Raw genomic sequence first — 17,513 nt, forward strand, 5'->3', positions numbered from 1 at the left:
ATGAACAGTGGCTGACATACTTGTTTACCTCTATTGAGGTAGGATCTTTGTCAATCCGATGAATAGATCCAGTAAGGAGCCAGCTTCTCTGATGTGATTTGATCAGGAGAGCATGTCAATCTGGATAAGGTAATTTACCCCCCTGATCATGCAGTTGTTCAAAGGTGGCCAGTCGCAAACGGTCTTCTGGCTTTTTAAAGGACTGTACCCGCAGCTCCTGAATGGCTTGCTGTTTGGCATTATCACTTATGCCACTTTTTAAGATATTGTCCCGTGCATGAAGGTAGTGGTTGACATTGTTTTTCCAGTTGGCCCGTTCTATATCCAGTTTTTCCAAACGCTGGGTGGCGGCCGGACCCACCAGATTCAGACGCATCTGCCGGATTTCTTCATCAGAGCCGCCGCGTGCTTTAATATCAGCCGTTAATTGACGTAAATCTTCTAGCTTGTTCAGTTGTTCCAGGTTTTCCTGCCAGTCCTGAGGCAGTTGCTCGAATAAGTTTTTCAGTTGCTGGGCTTTTTCTGCTTCACTCAGCTGTTGATCTGCCAGAACCGCCATCCGTTCCAAGGTATATTCATGGTAGCGATCTTCTGTACCAAACAGGCCTTCAATTTCACCCTTCGAGAAAAACTGTTGACGTAAATTCTGGGTAGCAGTATAGATGCTGCGGTAATAAGCCGGGTCTTCCTGATTGAGGCCAGAGGGCGGGTTTAATGAACCTAGGGCCCGACGGTATTGCAGATAACGCTTCCACAAGTCCAGAATTTGTGAGAGCGCAGGTTGTTGATAGTTCTGCGAAATGTAGCCATGAAAACCTGTATCGATCTGTTCCAGTGTTTTTTCGCCATACTGGGTAATAAAATATTCAAAACAGTTACGGGTCTGTTCATTCACTATTAAGCGCTGACTGGCATCAAGATGCATTTGACAGTTGATTTCCGTATCCTGCTGACTGGAACTGGCAAACATGGCATTGGCCGGGTTCTGGTCCAGCAATACTGTCTGTTGCTGGGGGGCAGTGGCGGAAGATGACGGCGTAGCTATATGTGCTTCAGCCTTATCTTTGGGAGCTAGCCACAGAATCAGGGTGATCATACAGAGGAGCACCAGCGCCACAATAATCCAGATTTTGTATTTCTGCATATCCTATGCACCTTTTTTGTTTTTCTTTCCTGAGGAATCCAGTCTAAATAGACTCAATATGCCATAAATGTATTTCAACAGCATAGACAAGTTGTAAATCATCGAGCAGGGTTTTACCATTGCACCAATTTAAAAAATGTCTGATGTTGTGCCATGAAAGTAGCTTCTCCTAAAATTCAGCGTCGTCATATCAGCGGTGTATTTCTGTTAAATAAACCTTTGGGCATCAGCTCTAATGCTGCATTGCAAAAAGTCCGCTGGCTGTACCGTGCGCAAAAGGCAGGCCATACCGGGGCACTGGATCCACTGGCCTCCGGTTTATTGCCGATCTGTCTGGGAGAGGCGACCAAGTTTTCGCATTATCTGCTGGATTCGACCAAGCGCTATCAGACCACCATCTTTTTAGGTCATAGCACCACCACGGGTGATGTCGAAGGTGAAGTGCTACTGGAGCAGGCGGTGCCCGAGCTGACTGAAGCGCGTATTGAAGAGGTCTTGGCTCAGTTCACTGGGGATATCCAGCAAGTGCCACCGATGTATTCGGCTCTCAAAAAAGAAGGCCGACCGTTATATGAGCTGGCTCGCCAAGGCATTGAGATTGAACGTGAAGCTCGTCCAATCACTATTTATGCAATTACCTTATTGTCCTTTACTGAAAACAGTATCACGCTGGATGTGACCTGCTCCAAAGGCACTTATATTCGTGTACTCGGTGAAGATATTGCCAAAGCGCTGGGAACGTATGGTCATCTGACTTATCTGCACCGTACCCGAACTGGACATTTTGATCTTATCCCTAGCTATACCCTCGAATATCTGGAAAGTCTGACTGAAGCAGAGCGCGAAGCCCTGCTTTTAGCTGCCTATGCTCCAGTCCAGCACTTTACGCACATTCAGGTGCCGGAAGGCCGCGCGGAGTATTTTAGCCGGGGGATGGAAAGTAATATTGATCATCCTGCTGAACCGCAGGTATTGGTCTTTCATGGCGATCAGTGTCTGGGGCTGGCAGAAATTACCGAGCGTAAACGTCTGGTGCCAAAACGCGTACTTAATCTCTAATTCGGTTTTATTCACATGGAGCTTGAGATTGTCATCAGTCTGGTCGTCTTTGCCTTTATGGCAGGGGCGATTGATGCAGCGGTGGGAGGCGGTGGGCTGATCCAGATTCCAGCCCTCATGAGCAGCCTGCCGCACTTGCAACCTGCCACAGTATTTGGTACCAACAAGCTGGCTTCGATTTTTGGAACCGGTTCTGCGGCCTGGTCTTACCTCAGGCAGGTCAAACTGCCTTGGAACTTGCTGGGCGTGATTGCGCTGTGCAGCTTGGTCAGTGCTTTTATGGGCGCAGCCAGTGTCACCCTGATTCCGGTCGATATTCTCAAGCCTTTTGTTTTGTTCATGCTGATCGTGATTGCACTGTATACCTTCATAAAAAAGCAGTTCGGCCAGTTACATGTCGAGCAAAAGCCGAATAAAAAAATGCTGATTCTGGCAGCACTGGGCAGCTTGCTGATCGGATTTTATGACGGAATTTTTGGACCCGGCACGGGCAGTTTTTTTATCTTCTTTTTTATCCGTTATCTGAGCGTAGATTTTCTGCATGCATCGGCACTTTCAAAAATCGCCAACTTCACCACCAACCTGGCGGCTTTAAGTTTCTTTATTCCCAGTGGCCATGTGCTATTTCTGCTCGGTGCGATGATGGCGGTGGCGAATATTGCCGGCTCGCTACTGGGGGTCAGACTGGCTTTTAAATATGGCAGTGGCTTTATCCGGATTTTGTTTCTGATACTGGTTAGTTTGCTGATTTGCCGTTTGAGCTATCAGCTGTTCTGGGTTTGAAACTAGATGTAAACCATTCTCGATATTAACCTTTTTATAGCAACAGCTGTACAAACTATGCCAGATTAACTCCTAAAAATTCTCTAGAATCAGCAGCATGAAGAACAAAAAATGAAACAGGAGTCATGATGCAGACGATTTTTGAAGCTTTAAGAGAAAGCCACCAGATTCAGCGCGAGCTGGCAGAAAAATTATTACAGACTTCCGGGGATTCACCTGAACGCCGTGAATTGTTCAAGCAACTCAAAAATGAACTGTTTGCCCATGAGACGGCGGAAGACCGCTATTTCTATATTCCATTGATGATGACGGATTCCGGTCTGAGTATCACCCGTCATGCTCTGGCAGAACACCATGAAATGGATGAAATGGTCGAAGAACTGACGGCGATGGAACTCAGTAATCCTGGGTGGATTGCGCTGGCAAAAAAACTGTCTGAAAAGGTACATCACCATTTAAAAGAGGAAGAACACGGTTTCTTTCAGCAGGCTGGTAAAATTTTGGATGAGCAACAAAAGACGGCTTTGGCTGAACAATATCAGCGGGAATACCAGCATTATAAAGACATGAACAAAGATACGCTGGTCCAAAGCTAATCTTTGCATTTAAAATTACATCACACCACAACATGGCTGGATGACCATCTTTTTAATCAGTTAATTCAGCTTGTCAATTTTTGGGGTTTTATATTTTTTATGCGTTTCACTTAAGGTTACCCCGACTGAAGCGAGCATAATACAGAACAGTGCCACGGTTTGAAGTAGGGTGATTTTTTCACCTAGCAGTAGAAACCCGGCCAGTGCTGCCAAGGCCGGAGACAGACTGGAGAGCGTACCATAGGTGGTTTTGTTCAGGTATTGCAGGGCTTTTAAATCCAGGGCATAAGGAATAGCAGTGGCCAGTAGGGCAATCGCCAAGGCTTTTCCCCAGTACTGGGTCTCTATCAGGGCTGGAGCATTGTTATATAAACCAATGGGTAATAAACAGAACGCGGAAAGTGTAATAGCAATCGTTAGCGCATGCATGCCGATATTCTGCTGTACGACACGTTGTCCAAAATAGATATACAAGGCCCAGCACAGACCTGCACCCAGCGCACAGGCCGCGCCAATCAGGTCGAAATTACTGCTATGGGCCTGCCCCCAAGGCACCATCAGGATGATCCCTAAAATTGCCAGCAAGACCCAGGCATAATCTTTGCGATTCTGAATTGAAATCAGTGCCAGGCTCAGCGGACCGATAAATTCCAGCCCTACCGCGATACCTTGTGGCAGGCGGCCTAGCGATAAATAAAACAGAATATTCATCACGCCCAAAGCTGCGCTATAGTAGAGCAGATCCCGCCATTTCAAGAAGTGTAAGCGTCGAATAATGTTCCAGGAGCGGAACATGACACAGACAATAACTGCCGCGAAACATAACCTTAAAATGGTCACAGTGATGGGATCAAGCACCATAAATAGCTGCTTGGCGAAGGAAGCACTGATCTGGTAGGAAGTCATGGATAAAACCATGTACACCACCGCAAGGAGTTGAGTGTTTGGCATGCAGGTGCTACTTATGCCAAAAAGGCATAATCAATCAATAGGGGAAAATGAAATTATAGCAAAGCGGGCTGTTTGTAATGCGTAGAGTAGAAGAATATTTTATGTGCAGATACAGTAGATGGACAGCACATGAATTCAAATTTTCCAAAAAAGATCATTGTCAAAAATTTTTAAATTCAAAGTGTCAAATAGCAGGTTCTAAGTTTTGAATTTAAAAATACATCGCTGGTTTTAGTCTAAGGTATTTATAATCAATCTTTGATAAAACTATATTTTTATACTTGAGTGATTTTTAGTTTGATTTAAGTATGCACAATACTTTTAAAAGTTTAAAAAATAACTGATAAATAATTTCAAAAAATAAGTCTAAATTAAGTAGCACGCTGTTTGCGTCTTTGTGTGGTAATGGTGCAGCCAATTGAGGCCGTGATAATGGTGGCAAGGGCCAGCCACTGGTTCCACAATAAGCTTTCACCTAGAAATACAAAACCGGACAGGGCAGCAATGGCAGGTTCCAGACTCATTAAAGTCCCAAAGCTGAGGGCAGTTATATTACGCAGGGCAATCATTTCCAGGCTAAAAGGTAAAACACTGGCCAGCACAGCTAATATAATGAAATATAAAAGATTTCCAGGTTCAAAAACCTGTGTGGGCATGCCTGCAAACAGGGCAATCGGCATCACCAGCAGCATTGCGACGAACATGCCCAAGCAGACGGTATGATTGCCCGACACCCCCGACGGTTTTTGTCCGGCAACAATATAGACAGCCCAGCAGGCACCTGCGCCCAGAGCCAAAATAATTCCCAGTGGATCGAGTGGCTCGGCGGCCTGATGAAAAGGAAAGAGTAAGATCAGCCCTACCACTGCCAGACCGACCCAGATAAAGTCGGCTTTCTGCCGGGCATAAAACAGCGCCACACTTAAGGGGCCAATAAATTCAAAAGACACCGCAATACCGAGTGGCAGGCGGTCAATGGCCAGATAAAACAGCATGTTCATTCCCGCCAGGGCTAAGCCATAGCTGAGAATAGCCGCCCATTTTACCTGTTTGAAACTGATCTGCCAGATTTTAAAAATCAGTGCCAGAATCAAGGCGCCTAATAGCAGGCGCATGGCTGAAACGGTCAGGATTGGAAATTGACCGAACAGATATTTGGCAAAGGAGCCACTGCTTTGCATGCTGATCATCGCGATCAGTAAAATCAGCGGTGCTTGTACGAAGGGCGCAATTTTAAAATTGGGCATGACTCAATTGGTTTCAAGGCTGGAAAGAGGGCAGGAGCAGCATTAGCCGGATCAGGTTTGAAATTTAAAACCTTCAAAAATAAAAAACCACAGCCTAAAGACTGTGGTTTTCTGGCAAGCTGAATTAGAACAATACGCGAACGCGGATTGTACCTTCAACTTCATTCAGTGTATCCAGCGCTTCTTTAGAAGCAGTTGCATCTACGTCCATGACCAGATAACCGACATCACCTTTGGTCATTAAAGACTGACCAGAGATGTTGATGCCATGTTCAGCAAACAGGTTGTTAATCTTAGACAGAACGCCCGGAATGTTCTTGTGGATATGCAGCAGACGGTGCTTACCTTCAGTCAGTGGCAATGCAATTTCAGGGAAGTTCACCGCAGAAAGTGTCATACCCTTATCTGAATAAGCGACAAATTTCTCAGCCACTTCCAGACCGATGTTTGCTTGTGCTTCCATGGTCGAACCACCCACGTGAGGGGTCAGGATGACGTTTGGAATGTTACGTAGCGGAGAAACAAATTCTTCACCGTTGGCTTTAGGCTCTTTCGGGAATACGTCAACCGCAGCACCAGCAAGATGGCCTGATTTCAGTGCATCGGCCAGGTCTTCAATCACGACACAAGTACCACGTGCCGCGTTGATGAAGATTGAACCTTCTTTCATTTGCGCGAACTGTTCTTTGGTCATGAAGTTACGTGTAGACGGAACATCTGGCACGTGCAGAGAGACGACATCAGCATTGGCAAGCAATTCATTCAATGAGCCGACCTGACGTGCATTACCCAATGGTAATTTTGTCACTGTATCGAAGTAGATCACTTTCATACCCAGGCTTTCAGCCAGGACAGAAAGTTGTGAACCGATTGAACCGTAACCTACGATACCTAAAGTCTTACCACGCGTTTCGAACGAACCTACAGCAGATTTGTTCCAGCCGCCTGCATGTGTATCTGTTGATTTTTCAGGTACACGGCGAAGCAGGAGAATGGCTTCAGCAAGTACAAGTTCAGCTACTGAACGAGTATTTGAATATGGTGCGTTAAACACTGGAATACCGCGACGCATTGCTGCGTCCAGATTCACCTGGTTGGTACCGATACAGAAACAGCCCACTGCGATTAACTTGTTCGCAGCTTCAAAAACTTCTTCAGTCAGCTGAGTACGGGAACGGATACCAATAAAGTGTGCATCTTTAATCGCTTCTTTCAGCGCTTCACCCTCAAGCGCAGTTTTACGATAGTCAATGTTGGTATATCCAGCAGCATTTAAAGTGTCGATCGCGTTTTGGTGAACGCCTTCTAACAACAAGAAACGGATTTTATCTTTAGGTAGAGATAGATGTTGGCTCATTACGGCTCCGCTACAAAGGCCAAATTTAGTCGCGGTATAATAGCACAGGAATGGGGTGGTTATACATTTCCTTGATGACGGCAATCGCAGCTATTTTCGCAGGTGATGATGCACAAATGATAAAAATGGTTGAATTAAACCAGCGTTTTCAAAGCTATATTATCAAAATTAGCATTTTTTAAGGGAAAGCCCTAAAAATAGCTTATAATATTGCCCCGTGCTGTTAACGCGCCTCTCTTTGATGCTTTAATCGGCATATTCTGCCTGATTTGCATACAGGTCTTTATGTCTGAAAAATGTGCAAATAAACCGGCGAAGTCTCTTTTGTTTAATTCATGCTAGGTCTGCAAACGATGAATGCTCCAGTCGCTTTAACCCCTGAGTTATTGACCCAATTGACTGCAATTGTGGGTGAAAACCGTATTAAAACCGATACGGATAGCCTCCAGAATTGGGGTCGCGATCATACCAAGCACTTTGATCCAAACCCGTCGGTCATCGTGTTCCCATCGAGCACCGAACAGGTTCAGGCAATTGTTAAGCTGGCCAACCAGTTTAATGTGGCTGTCACTCCATCAGGGGGCCGTACTGGTCTGTCCGCAGGTGCAGTCGCTGCTAACGGTGAAATCGTGGTGAGCATGGACAAGATGAACCAGATTCTGGAATTTTTCCCGGCAGACCGTATGGTCCGTGTACAGTCTGGTGTCGTGACTGAGCAGTTACAGAATTATGCGGAAGAGCAGGGGATGTATTACCCGGTAGATTTTGCATCTGCGGGTTCCTCCCAAATTGGCGGCAACATCGGCACCAATGCTGGCGGGATTAAAGTCATTAAATATGGCATGACCCGTAACTGGATACTTGGCCTGACAGTGGTGACCGGTAAAGGGGATATACTGCGTCTGAACAAAGGCATGATCAAAAACGCAACAGGCTATGCACTACAACACTTATTCATTGGTGGTGAGGGTACGTTGGGTCTGGTGACTGAAGCGGAAATCAAGCTTGAGCGTCAACCGCAAGACCTGCAAGTGATGGTACTGGGTGTGCCTGATTTTGATGCAATCATGCCGTTATTGCATGCCTTCCAGGCGAAAATTGATTTAACAGCATTTGAGTTCTTTGGTGAGCTGGCCATGCAGAAAGTCTTGGCCAATGGTCATGTGCAGCGTCCTTTTGAAACCGAATGTCCATTTTATGTTCTGCTGGAGCTTGAAGCGCCGTTTGAACCGATCATGGACAAGGCGATGGAAATTTTTGAGCATTGCATGGAGCAGGGCTGGGTACTTGACGGTGTGCTGAGCCAAAGTCTGGAACAGGTAGAAAGCTTATGGCGTCTGCGTGAAGATATTTCTGAATCCATTGCCCCATTTACACCCTACAAAAATGATATTTCTGTTCTCATTACGCATGTTCCAGCATTTATTAAAGAAATTGATGCGATTGTGGCAGAAAATTATCCTGACTTCGAAGTCTGCTGGTTTGGTCATATCGGTGATGGTAACCTGCACTTGAACATCCTGAAACCTGAACACTTAAGCAAAGATGAATTCTTTACCAAATGTCAGGTGGTGAACAAGTATGTCTTTGATACCGTGAAAAAATATGACGGCTCAATTTCTGCAGAACACGGTGTGGGTATGACCAAGAAACCTTATCTTGAGTACTCACGTTCAGCCGAAGAAATTGAATATATGAAAGCCCTGAAAAAAGTATTTGATCCGAAAGGCATTATGAACCCGGGCAAGCTTTTCGACCTTTAAAGCGGTTTGAAATGAAAAAAGCGCATCGAAAGGTGCGTTTTTTTATGCCCGTACCAGAGCAGTTACATAGTTTAAATAGTTTTAAGCTAAAAAGCGCTGCATGATGATTCGTGAATAATAAGGATAAACATGGGGTTAAACAGTATGTTACAGTTATTAACACTTACAGTTTTAGGCCTGACAATGATAATGTCAGGGTGCGCCACCACACAGCAGGTGATTGCAAAAGTGCAGTCCTCTTCAGATACCCCTCTGGATCAGGTACTGAAGATGCGGCCTGATTTACGTGATGAACTGGCAACCGTAGAAATCCGGCAGTTTTTTAATAAAAGCGAAGCACCGACTGTGGGACAGGTGAAGGTAACAGAAACCGGATTAATGGATGATTCGGTCAAATCCATTCAAACAATTTATCATTTCAAAAAAGAAGAGAAAAACTGGAAAATGCACAAGGCTGAAAAGTTATATCGCTGTATGCGGGGAGCCAATACCAAGACTTTCCAGAAGGCAGTTTGTCCATAATTTTATTTGCTCTTTAAGCAGTTTGTGCTGAAAAGCGTATCTGGATGATGCGCTTTTTGCTTTTGGGTAATTATCTGCAACCCATAAACTCATTGTGCCTTTCCAAGCACTTCAGTCATGAGGCTACTCTCACTATCTAAAACAATTACGCAAAACAAACTGAAAATCCTCGCATTCATCCATCGTGATGATACTCGCGTTTCAGTCGGCAGTTTCTCGCCCGTCCTTTCTGTGTTTTCCCTCTACGAACTGGGCAATACCGTATCGCCATTTTTACTGCTCGACCACGTAGGGTCGGCCAACCTCAAAGCCAGTCATTTACAGAACGACGTTAGCGCCCATCCACCTCGTGGTTTTGAAACTGTCACCCTGATGTTTGCAGATGAACTTGAACACCGCGACTTAAGTGGCGGTGGAGGCATCATTTCCGCAGGCGATGTGCAGTGGATGACGGCAGCATCAGGCATTAGACATAAAGGAGTATTTAGCAAAGACCGTTCAGACTGCGGCGGACGTTTTGACATGCTACCACTCTGGATCAATTTGCCTGCCAAGGACAAAATGAATCCACTACATTATTAAAATCTACGCGATGCACCGATTTCCAAAGTATGACTGCCAATTGATGCAGACTTTGTCCGAGTGATTGCAGGGCACTATCAATAAGCCCAAGGCCCGGCTTAGACACATACACCCATACCAGTTTATAAAGTCTTTTTAAAACAAGGTGAAATCATACAGCTCTCGGCACAATCAGGTGAGACCACGCTGCTGTATATGCGTACTGGTCGGCGTGGCTTTCATCCTTATGATGAAATATGAGAGTCTTATAATGAGATAAAGACAAGAAATTGTATTCGTTATCTTGCTATTTCAGAAGATGAAAAAATCCTGAAAACCCCAACATGATCAGCACGGATTTGCACATGAACTCTGCTAAAATGCGCATAATCTAATTAAATTCAATCTGTATTTTGCCCGATTAAATTCAATTCCAAAGGGTGGATTCAGGATGATGAGCATTAACTCTCTTATGCAAAACACGCCCACTCAAAAACTGACTCGCGCCACACTCATGTTTCCACTGGCACTGGTCCTGTTTGAATTCTCGGTCTATATCTGTAATGACCTGATCCAGCCGGCCATGCTGGCCATCACCCGTGACTTTGGTGTCAGCAGTTCATGGGCACCATCGTCGATGTCCTTTTTTTTATTGGGCGGCGCATGTGTCGCAGCCATTTTGGGGCCATTATCAGACCGATGGGGACGTAAAAAAGTGCTGCTGGGTGGAGTGGTCTTTTTTGTCATCTGCTGTTTGACGATTTTACTGGCACCCAATATTCAGAGCTTCCTTTTTCTGCGTTTTTTACAGGGTTTTGGCCTGTCCTTTATTTCTGCCGTCGGTTATGCCGCCATTCAGGAAAACTTTGAAGAACGCGATGCAATTAAAGTCATGGCACTCATGGCCAATGTTTCCTTGCTGGCCCCGCTTCTGGGACCTGTGATTGGCGCTTTTATGATTGATCATGTCTCATGGCATTGGGGCTTTATCGGGATTGCTTTTGTGGCACTTTTAAGCTGGTTTGGACTCAAGGCCAAAATGCCAAATCCTAAAATCAGTATTCCCAAACAGCCCATCAGCTATATTGTGGACGATTTTAAACAGGTCTTGAAAAATAAGCGCTTTGTAATTATGACCATGGCATTGCCGCTGGTTAGCATGCCACTGATGTTATGGATTGCCTTATCTCCCGTCATTCTGGTCGAGCAATTGGGCTTGAGCAGTCTTCAATATGGTCTGGCGCAGTTCCCGGTTTTAGGAGGGTTAATTCTAGGAAATATAATTCTGCTGAAAGTGATTGATAAAATGCCGCTCGGCCAGACGGTGTTGCTTGGTGTGCCCCTGATGTTATTGGGAACAATTTTACTTTTAGTTGGCTTGCTGATTCCGGATTATTTTCTGCATTGTCTGCTTATTGGTACTACCTGTATCAGTCTAGGGGAAGGCGTTAGTTTCTCGGTACTGTACCGCTTTGCCCTGATGTCCTCTGAAGTATCTAAAGGTACTGTTGCAGCAACAGTGTCTATCTTGTTGATGCTGAGCTTCTTTATTGTGATTGAAGCCGTCCGCATAGCGTATGAAGCCTATGAGCTTTGGGCTTACTGCGGTGTTTCATTTATTTTAATCGCGCTTTGGTTCACCTGGCCACGCCTGCAACTCAAGCAACTGATGCTGGAAAGAAAGGCGAGTGGAGAGTTTTAACTTTTGAGAGGTTTTCTATATTTTAGAACCCCTCTAAACAGTCCTTGCCCTCGTGAAGAAATGAGCAATATTATTGGGCAAACTCTCTCCCTAAGGGGGGAGAGGATGATTAACTTCCTCGGTTTTAAATATTTTGAGAGCAGCGAGAACCGGAAGTGATCAGGCCTCTTCAGCACTGGGCTGTTCTAGTTTTTTCAATTTCATATCAAAAATAAAGGGTCCAAAAGGCAGGATTGATGCAATTAAACCCATAATAAACATGCTGAGTGACCATTTCTGTTTTTCACAGACTGCAAATAACACCACAAGAAACAGCACAAACAATACGCCATGACCCATGCCGACATATTTCACCAGAATCGGATTTCCCAGCATGTACTTGACCGGCATTGCCACAAATAATAGCAGCAGAAATGAAATACCTTCTACCAAGCCTACCAGACGTAAAGTTTTAATATTCACCTACATTCACCATTGAGTTCAATCAAGTTTGAGTGTACCCAAACTGCGGATTGAATCAAAAGAAATTTTATAAATAAAATGAGTTATTTTAGAGGCTTATACCCTAGTGATTTACTGGGTTATTAAGCGCTCAATGGTTTTGAAATACTCATTTTTAGATCAAGACTGATATAAAAAACGGGCAAAATGCCCGTTTTTTTATATATCAATGAATGCTTAGATCACCCCACAAGCGATCCGCTCACCGCCGCCGCCCAATGGCAATGGATGATCTGAATAGTTGTCGCCGCCTGCATGTATCATTAAAGCACGGCCTTTAATATCGGCTAATTTAACACGTGGGGCCAGAAGTGTGACTCGTGCCGTACCATCGGTGCTGACTTTCAAGGCAGGCAAATCACCTAAATGACCGGTGCTTGGTGTGCCGTGGTTGGGTGCCTGGTTCGGGTTGTAATGACTGCCGGCCGCCAGCGCTGCGCCCATCTTGCCATCTTTCATAGCAGGCGCACATGAACCGTTTTCATGAACGTGGAAGCCACGTTCTCCTGCCGGAAGCTGTTTCAGGTGAGTACGAATGACCAGACCTGTCGGGCTGTCACTGAGCAAAACCGTACCCACAGACTCCCCCGTTCCTTGGGCAGAAACTACATGCATGCTGACCGTTCTGACATTTTCGGTTGAAATATCATTTGAGGTACAGCCTGTAAAAAGTACCGCACCTAGAGCGCAAAGCGTTGTTACTTTAAAGAATGAAGACATAAATTGGCATCCTGATCATTATTCCGTTTTTGTCCATCTATTGAATCAGAGCAATATCAAGAGGACTATATACAATCAGTGCTTAAATGTTTTATTTTGTTTAATAGCTGATGTTTAAGGAGTTTTAGGTGTCTCATCTACGTCCGGGTCAATATCATGTGCCATGGTGGCCTTAGGCATCAGCAGGGCTTCCTGATGATTGGTTTCATGCAGCCACTCCCGCCAGATGGCCAGCAGGACAGCTAGAATAACCGGTCCGATAAATATCCCGACCAGACCAAAACTGGCAATACCACCCAATACGCCAAACATAATCAATAAGAAGGGGATTTGGGTTGCCCCAGAAATGACCAGAGGACGGATGACGTTGTCTGCGGTACTGACGATACAGACTCCCCAAACCATGACTCCAATCGCCTCAATGGTCTGACCTTGTGAGAACAGCCACAGGGAGACAGCGGTATAGGCCACTGGCGGACCAAAAGGAATCAGAGCGAAGATAAAGGTCACAATGGTCAGCACCATCGGATTCGGTACCCCAGCGACAAAATAGCTTAAGCCTGCCAGCATGGACTGGGCAATGGCCGTCAGGCCGACGCCGTAGACTACCGCGCGTGTAGTCGCTGAAATCGTTGCCAGATAATGATGAATACGGGGACCGACCACCATTTCAAACGCTTTACGTACCTGATTTAAAATGGTGTGACCATCACGATAAAAAAAGAACATCGACAAAACGGCAAAACATAGCTTAAACACATTTTTGCTAATTTCATTCAGTACGACTTTACCGTAATTCAAATGGCCCTGAATCCAGCTAGAAATAGACAGGGCGATACTGTTGGGGTCAGTGTTGATTTCATTTAAAGTACGGCTGATTTCTTTACCGACAAAAGGCAGTTGGCGGATAAAGTCCGGAACATCCAGACGGCCTGAAAAAACCTGCTTTTGCAGTTCAAAATACAGGTTACGGCCCTCATGCTGTAACATGAAAATCGCAAAGATAAACGGCAGGCCAAACACCAGAATCACGGCCAGAATCATGATGGCTGAGCTAAGCGTGGGACGGTTGCCACACATGCGTAATACGGACTGGTACAGCGGCCAGGTCATATAGGCAATAATTGCTGCCCAAACTACAGGGATGATGAAATATTTGAGTATATGAAAACTCAAAAAAATCAGGATAAAAAATAATCCAAATAATAAGACTTTTTGTAGTGTAGGCGCGTACTGTTGCACTGAATTTTATGACTCATTTTTAGACCATAGCCAGCATATTAACTGAAAAAAAAGCGCAGGCAAATGTACATCACTCAAGATAGGGCGATTATTTAATGAAAGTCATATTAGAAAGTGTGGCATCTTAGAACCACTGCGCCGGATCATCAATAATCATGTTTAATACGTTTTGCCACTGATTTTGTACTTCACGGTACATTTTCTGGTTTTTATCAAATACAGACAGGCCCTCCATTGCCAAACGGCTATACACGGTACGTTCAGAAATCCAGGCAACAGGCTGTTGGTCAATCTTGTCAAAAAACTGCTGAATATGCTGTTGATGGGCGCTTTGGGCTTTGACACGGTTCGCCAGCAGTAAAATTTCAACTTTTCCTTTACGAATCCGTTTTATATCCTGTAAATGTTTTAGAAAACGGCGGGTGGAATCAATATCAAAAAAAGAAGGCTGTAACGGTATGATGATGGCATGCGCTTCGCTGACCAGCTGCTGGGCATGGTCTTCAGTTAGTGCACCGGGGGCATCAATGACCAGATACTCTATCTGTTTGGGGACATCGCCAATCGACTTGACATTGCGCCAGTCTAGGGAGCGAATCGGAGCTACATGTTCAGGACGCTGCTTGAGCCATTGCAAGGCCGATTTCTGATTATCGGCATCTGCGAGGGCGACCTTATAACCTTTTTGTGCGAGTGCTGATGCCAAACTTATGGCTGTAATGGTTTTGCCGCAGCCGCCTTTCTGATTCGCAACTAAAATTGTTTTCATGACTCAAGATGATTTTATTCTGCTCTCGCCTAGCATATCATTCTTTTCAGGCTTGCAAATGATCGATAAACTCAACTTCAGTCGAATGCAGATAGGAAAAATTAAGTAAATTAGGAAGATGGAATGTCCATAACGCTGGCCATGCTGATTGGTGCCTGTATTGGAGTGGTGTTGACCACCCTGATCTTAGGCCAGACACGAAATGGCCGAATTAAAGCCGAATATGAGCAGTATATTGCCGAGCTGGAACTGGAACATCAACAGGCGCTGGCTGCAGCACAAAAACGTAGTGTCAATACCAGCCGGGCAGTGCTAAAAGGGAAAATGGCCGAGCAGATGGCACCGATTATGCCAGAATTTCAGTATCTGCCGAGTGATGCCAAGTTTCTGGGCGATCCGGTGGACTATGTGGTTTTTGATGGCTATAGTGCTTTTCGTGATGGCGATGGACTGGCTGAGGATATTGAAGTGGTGCTGATTGACATTAAAAGTGGTGGAGCACGGCTGACCAAGGGGCAGCAGGCGATCGCCCGGGCGATTCAGGACGGACGCGTGCGTTTCGAAACTGTCCGGATTAATTTTAAAGATTAACCGTTTGGCCAGCCTGTCTTGTGACTGATGAATAAACTTCTTATTGCGGTAGCCCTATTTGCCTTAGGACTCTGGATCTGGTCCGAATATTTCCGCGCAATTCCACATCTGGAACAAGCCGGCATACTTAAGAACTTTCAGGTTGAACCAATTGAAGCCCATGAAGCTGAATATTGGGTTATTTCCAAAAAATATTATGGGCCTGAGCGCCGGACGATTCATCCCGCTAGTCCTGTAGTGGGCAGTTTTAACGATCTGGCCTATATAAGTAATATTGATCTGCTGTTGGCGCAGCCTGAAACGTCTATGGCAGCATTAAAGTCTTGGCAGCTTAAACAAAGCAAACGCTGCTTTGAAGTTAATCTCAAGGATGCGGTACAGGCTGATTCTGCACCTATACCGCCAGCACTGAGCAGTCTGAGTGTGGTTGCCTCCAGTGAAGCTGTTGCCGATAAAATCCGCCGTCTTAAGGCCGGTCAGCGGATCCGGATCCAAGGCGACTGGATCACACTTAAATATGTCAAAAACCAGCAGGAATTTTATGTGGGACTGGGTAGCCAAAATTCGTCACAATGCCGTTTATTTCGCCTCAATGCGGTTGAGCGTTTGGACTAAAACGGTTTATGTACACGTGCCAGTAGCATCCGCTGACCAATTTTAGGAATTCCTGCGGCCTCCCGATATTGAATCTCATCCAGCTTGAAACCTGTTTCTAACAGCGCCAGCTCAATATCACGATTCGGATGACAGCCATCCGCTACTTTCTTTTGTAACGGGGTCAGCAGATGCTGTAGACGCTGAATATTCAGATGCTCTCGGTTCAATACATGCTCGACCAGATGCAAACGTCCACCCGGTTTTAAAACCCGATAGATTTCACGCAAACTTTGCGCTAAATCTGGAACACTGCATAAGGTCCAGGTTGATACAATATTATTTAAACCATGTGTGGCAAAAGGCAGGGCTTCGGCGCTGGCCTGTATATGCTCTACCGGAAAAGGCATATGCTGAATCCGGTCTTGTGCCAGCTGAAAAATCGCCGGATTTGGCTCCAGTGCATAGAGCTGTTCCACTTGCTGATAAAAAGCCAGATTCAGGCCACTACCAAAGCCGATTTCTAGCACATCACCGCTGACACCAAGCAATAATTCGCGGCGCAGATCCATCAGTGAAGGCGTTTGCATGACCTGATTGAGCAGGTGTGGAAAAATATGTTGTTGATAAAATTTATAGAACATCGATATTTAAATAAGCTTTAAAAATACCAGTAGATTAACTGAAATAATCGATTCTCAACATGGTTGTGAGTTGACCAAATTGCATCAGCCTGTTACCAAGTGCAACTATTTTTCCAGTAAAAAATCCGTAATATCGAAAGTAGTTGCTTTAAAAATACTGAATGGAATTAATGTAGAATTATGCTCAAGTACTTGAAACCCGGTTTGTTATTGGCCAGTCTTATTTTGCCGATGTCAGCCTATAGTTCGATCGATCATAATATTGCCAAAGGCTTGCCGCCGATGGTACAAGGGCAGTCCATTTCTGCTTTACAGCCATTTCAAGGGGATTTCCGGATTTTGGGTTCCAAAATATATAATGATGATCCGCAATCCAAATTCTCTCCCATTGATTATGCAGTGAGCTGGGGATTATTTGCCGAACCCGAAATTGCCCGGCATATTAGCGTGAATCAATATGACCGTTATTTAAACTGGAAAATGGACCGTGTGCCTGTGCCTACGGAAAAAGCCATGCAAATGGTTTCCAATATGCATATTATTCCAGCCAATCCAACGATTGCCAAAGCCATTAAACAGGTGAAACGCGGTGATCTAGTGCGCTTGCAAGGAGAACTGGTTGAAGTGCGCGATAAAGAGCTGGTCTGGACCTCCTCTTTAACCCCGACCGATACCGGTGATGGCGCCTGTGAGGTTTTTCGCGTAAGTTCGATCCAGTGGATTGAAAAAGTGAATCGAAGCTAAGCGCAGCATTATTTCACTTTAAG

Annotated in this window: 19 protein-coding genes; 10 read left to right on the forward strand and 9 right to left on the reverse strand. The window is 45.1% G+C overall.

The annotated features are described in order from the left end of the window. Positions 1-115: 115 nt before the first annotated feature. A complete protein-coding gene (locus tag E2K74_RS05625) occupies positions 116-1,144 on the reverse strand; it encodes a lipase secretion chaperone (RefSeq protein WP_151206698.1) in 1,029 nt (342 codons plus the stop codon). Between the two features lie 153 nt (positions 1,145-1,297). Here E2K74_RS05625 and truB point away from each other — a divergent pair, with 153 nt between their 5' ends. The 3 genes from truB to E2K74_RS05640 all read left to right on the forward strand — a co-directional run bounded on the left by truB (position 1,298) and on the right by E2K74_RS05640 (position 3,582). Then, complete coding sequence (truB, locus tag E2K74_RS05630) at positions 1,298-2,203, forward strand: tRNA pseudouridine(55) synthase TruB (protein WP_151206699.1); 906 nt, start codon at positions 1,298-1,300, stop codon at positions 2,201-2,203. A gap of 15 nt (positions 2,204-2,218) precedes the next feature. Beyond that, positions 2,219-2,986 carry a sulfite exporter TauE/SafE family protein gene (locus E2K74_RS05635; RefSeq protein ID WP_151206700.1) on the forward strand — a complete coding sequence of 256 codons (768 nt, stop codon included), beginning with the start codon at positions 2,219-2,221 and terminating at the stop codon, positions 2,984-2,986. 128 nt (positions 2,987-3,114) lie between these two features. Beyond that, complete coding sequence (locus tag E2K74_RS05640) at positions 3,115-3,582, forward strand: hemerythrin domain-containing protein (RefSeq protein ID WP_151205275.1); 468 nt, start codon at positions 3,115-3,117, stop codon at positions 3,580-3,582. Between the two features lie 60 nt (positions 3,583-3,642). On the opposite strand, the gene E2K74_RS05645 is transcribed toward E2K74_RS05640, so the two are convergent. The 3 genes from E2K74_RS05645 to serA form a co-directional block, all read right to left on the reverse strand. Further along, positions 3,643-4,533 (reverse strand): EamA family transporter, encoded by an 891-nt coding sequence (locus E2K74_RS05645; RefSeq protein ID WP_151206701.1) that lies wholly within the window; start codon positions 4,531-4,533, stop codon positions 3,643-3,645. 371 nt (positions 4,534-4,904) lie between these two features. Beyond that, a complete protein-coding gene (locus E2K74_RS05650; RefSeq protein WP_151206702.1) occupies positions 4,905-5,780 on the reverse strand; it encodes an EamA family transporter in 876 nt (291 codons plus the stop codon). A 124-nt stretch (positions 5,781-5,904) separates the two neighbouring features. Continuing rightward, positions 5,905-7,137: a phosphoglycerate dehydrogenase gene (serA, locus tag E2K74_RS05655; RefSeq protein ID WP_151205272.1), complete on the reverse strand. Its 1,233-nt coding sequence runs from the start codon at positions 7,135-7,137 to the stop codon at positions 5,905-5,907. 353 nt (positions 7,138-7,490) lie between these two features. On the opposite strand from serA, the gene E2K74_RS05660 reads away from it, so the two are divergent. The 4 genes from E2K74_RS05660 (at position 7,491) to E2K74_RS05675 (ending at position 11,685) form a co-directional block, all read left to right on the forward strand. Then, positions 7,491-8,900: an FAD-binding oxidoreductase gene (locus E2K74_RS05660; RefSeq protein WP_151206703.1), complete on the forward strand. Its 1,410-nt coding sequence runs from the start codon at positions 7,491-7,493 to the stop codon at positions 8,898-8,900. 144 nt (positions 8,901-9,044) lie between these two features. Next, positions 9,045-9,422, forward strand: a complete 378-nt coding sequence (locus E2K74_RS05665) for a hypothetical protein (RefSeq protein WP_151205270.1) — start codon at positions 9,045-9,047, stop codon at positions 9,420-9,422. A gap of 117 nt (positions 9,423-9,539) precedes the next feature. Next, on the forward strand, positions 9,540-10,004 hold the full coding sequence (locus E2K74_RS14825; protein WP_227548009.1) for a pirin family protein: 465 nt from the start codon (positions 9,540-9,542) through the stop codon (positions 10,002-10,004). 451 nt (positions 10,005-10,455) lie between these two features. After that, positions 10,456-11,685 carry an MFS transporter gene (locus tag E2K74_RS05675; protein ID WP_151206704.1) on the forward strand — a complete coding sequence of 410 codons (1,230 nt, stop codon included), beginning with the start codon at positions 10,456-10,458 and terminating at the stop codon, positions 11,683-11,685. A gap of 159 nt (positions 11,686-11,844) precedes the next feature. Here the strand turns inward: E2K74_RS05675 and E2K74_RS05680 are convergent, their stop codons facing one another. From E2K74_RS05680 to E2K74_RS05695, 4 genes are all read right to left on the reverse strand, one after another. Continuing rightward, the gene (locus tag E2K74_RS05680; RefSeq protein ID WP_151205269.1) at positions 11,845-12,147 is read right to left on the reverse strand and encodes a DUF3817 domain-containing protein; all 303 of its coding nucleotides are present in this window, start codon (positions 12,145-12,147) and stop codon (positions 11,845-11,847) included. Positions 12,148-12,363: 216 nt separating this feature from the next. Continuing rightward, the gene (sodC, locus tag E2K74_RS05685) at positions 12,364-12,906 is read right to left on the reverse strand and encodes a superoxide dismutase family protein (RefSeq protein ID WP_151206705.1); all 543 of its coding nucleotides are present in this window, start codon (positions 12,904-12,906) and stop codon (positions 12,364-12,366) included. Between the two features lie 114 nt (positions 12,907-13,020). Then, positions 13,021-14,148, reverse strand: a complete 1,128-nt coding sequence (locus E2K74_RS05690) for an AI-2E family transporter (RefSeq protein WP_151205331.1) — start codon at positions 14,146-14,148, stop codon at positions 13,021-13,023. 124 nt (positions 14,149-14,272) lie between these two features. Continuing rightward, positions 14,273-14,917, reverse strand: a complete 645-nt coding sequence (locus E2K74_RS05695; RefSeq protein ID WP_151206706.1) for a ParA family protein — start codon at positions 14,915-14,917, stop codon at positions 14,273-14,275. Positions 14,918-15,040: 123 nt separating this feature from the next. Here E2K74_RS05695 and E2K74_RS05700 point away from each other — a divergent pair, with 123 nt between their 5' ends. Both E2K74_RS05700 and E2K74_RS05705 read left to right on the forward strand, forming a co-directional pair. After that, positions 15,041-15,508, forward strand: a complete 468-nt coding sequence (locus E2K74_RS05700) for a Holliday junction resolvase-like protein (protein ID WP_151206707.1) — start codon at positions 15,041-15,043, stop codon at positions 15,506-15,508. A gap of 27 nt (positions 15,509-15,535) precedes the next feature. Then, on the forward strand, positions 15,536-16,123 hold the full coding sequence (locus E2K74_RS05705; RefSeq protein WP_151206708.1) for a hypothetical protein: 588 nt from the start codon (positions 15,536-15,538) through the stop codon (positions 16,121-16,123). On the opposite strand, the gene E2K74_RS05710 is transcribed toward E2K74_RS05705, so the two are convergent. After that, on the reverse strand, positions 16,120-16,746 hold the full coding sequence (locus E2K74_RS05710; RefSeq protein WP_151206709.1) for a class I SAM-dependent methyltransferase: 627 nt from the start codon (positions 16,744-16,746) through the stop codon (positions 16,120-16,122). The two genes, E2K74_RS05705 and E2K74_RS05710, sit on opposite strands and share 4 nt — an antisense overlap. 180 nt (positions 16,747-16,926) lie before the next feature. Here E2K74_RS05710 and E2K74_RS05715 point away from each other — a divergent pair, with 180 nt between their 5' ends. Then, a complete protein-coding gene (locus E2K74_RS05715) occupies positions 16,927-17,490 on the forward strand; it encodes a hypothetical protein (RefSeq protein ID WP_151205336.1) in 564 nt (187 codons plus the stop codon). Positions 17,491-17,513 lie beyond the last annotated feature (23 nt).

The sequence above is a fragment of the Acinetobacter sp. RF15B genome (assembly GCF_007558235.1).
GTDB lineage: Bacteria > Pseudomonadota > Gammaproteobacteria > Pseudomonadales > Moraxellaceae > Acinetobacter > Acinetobacter lwoffii_C.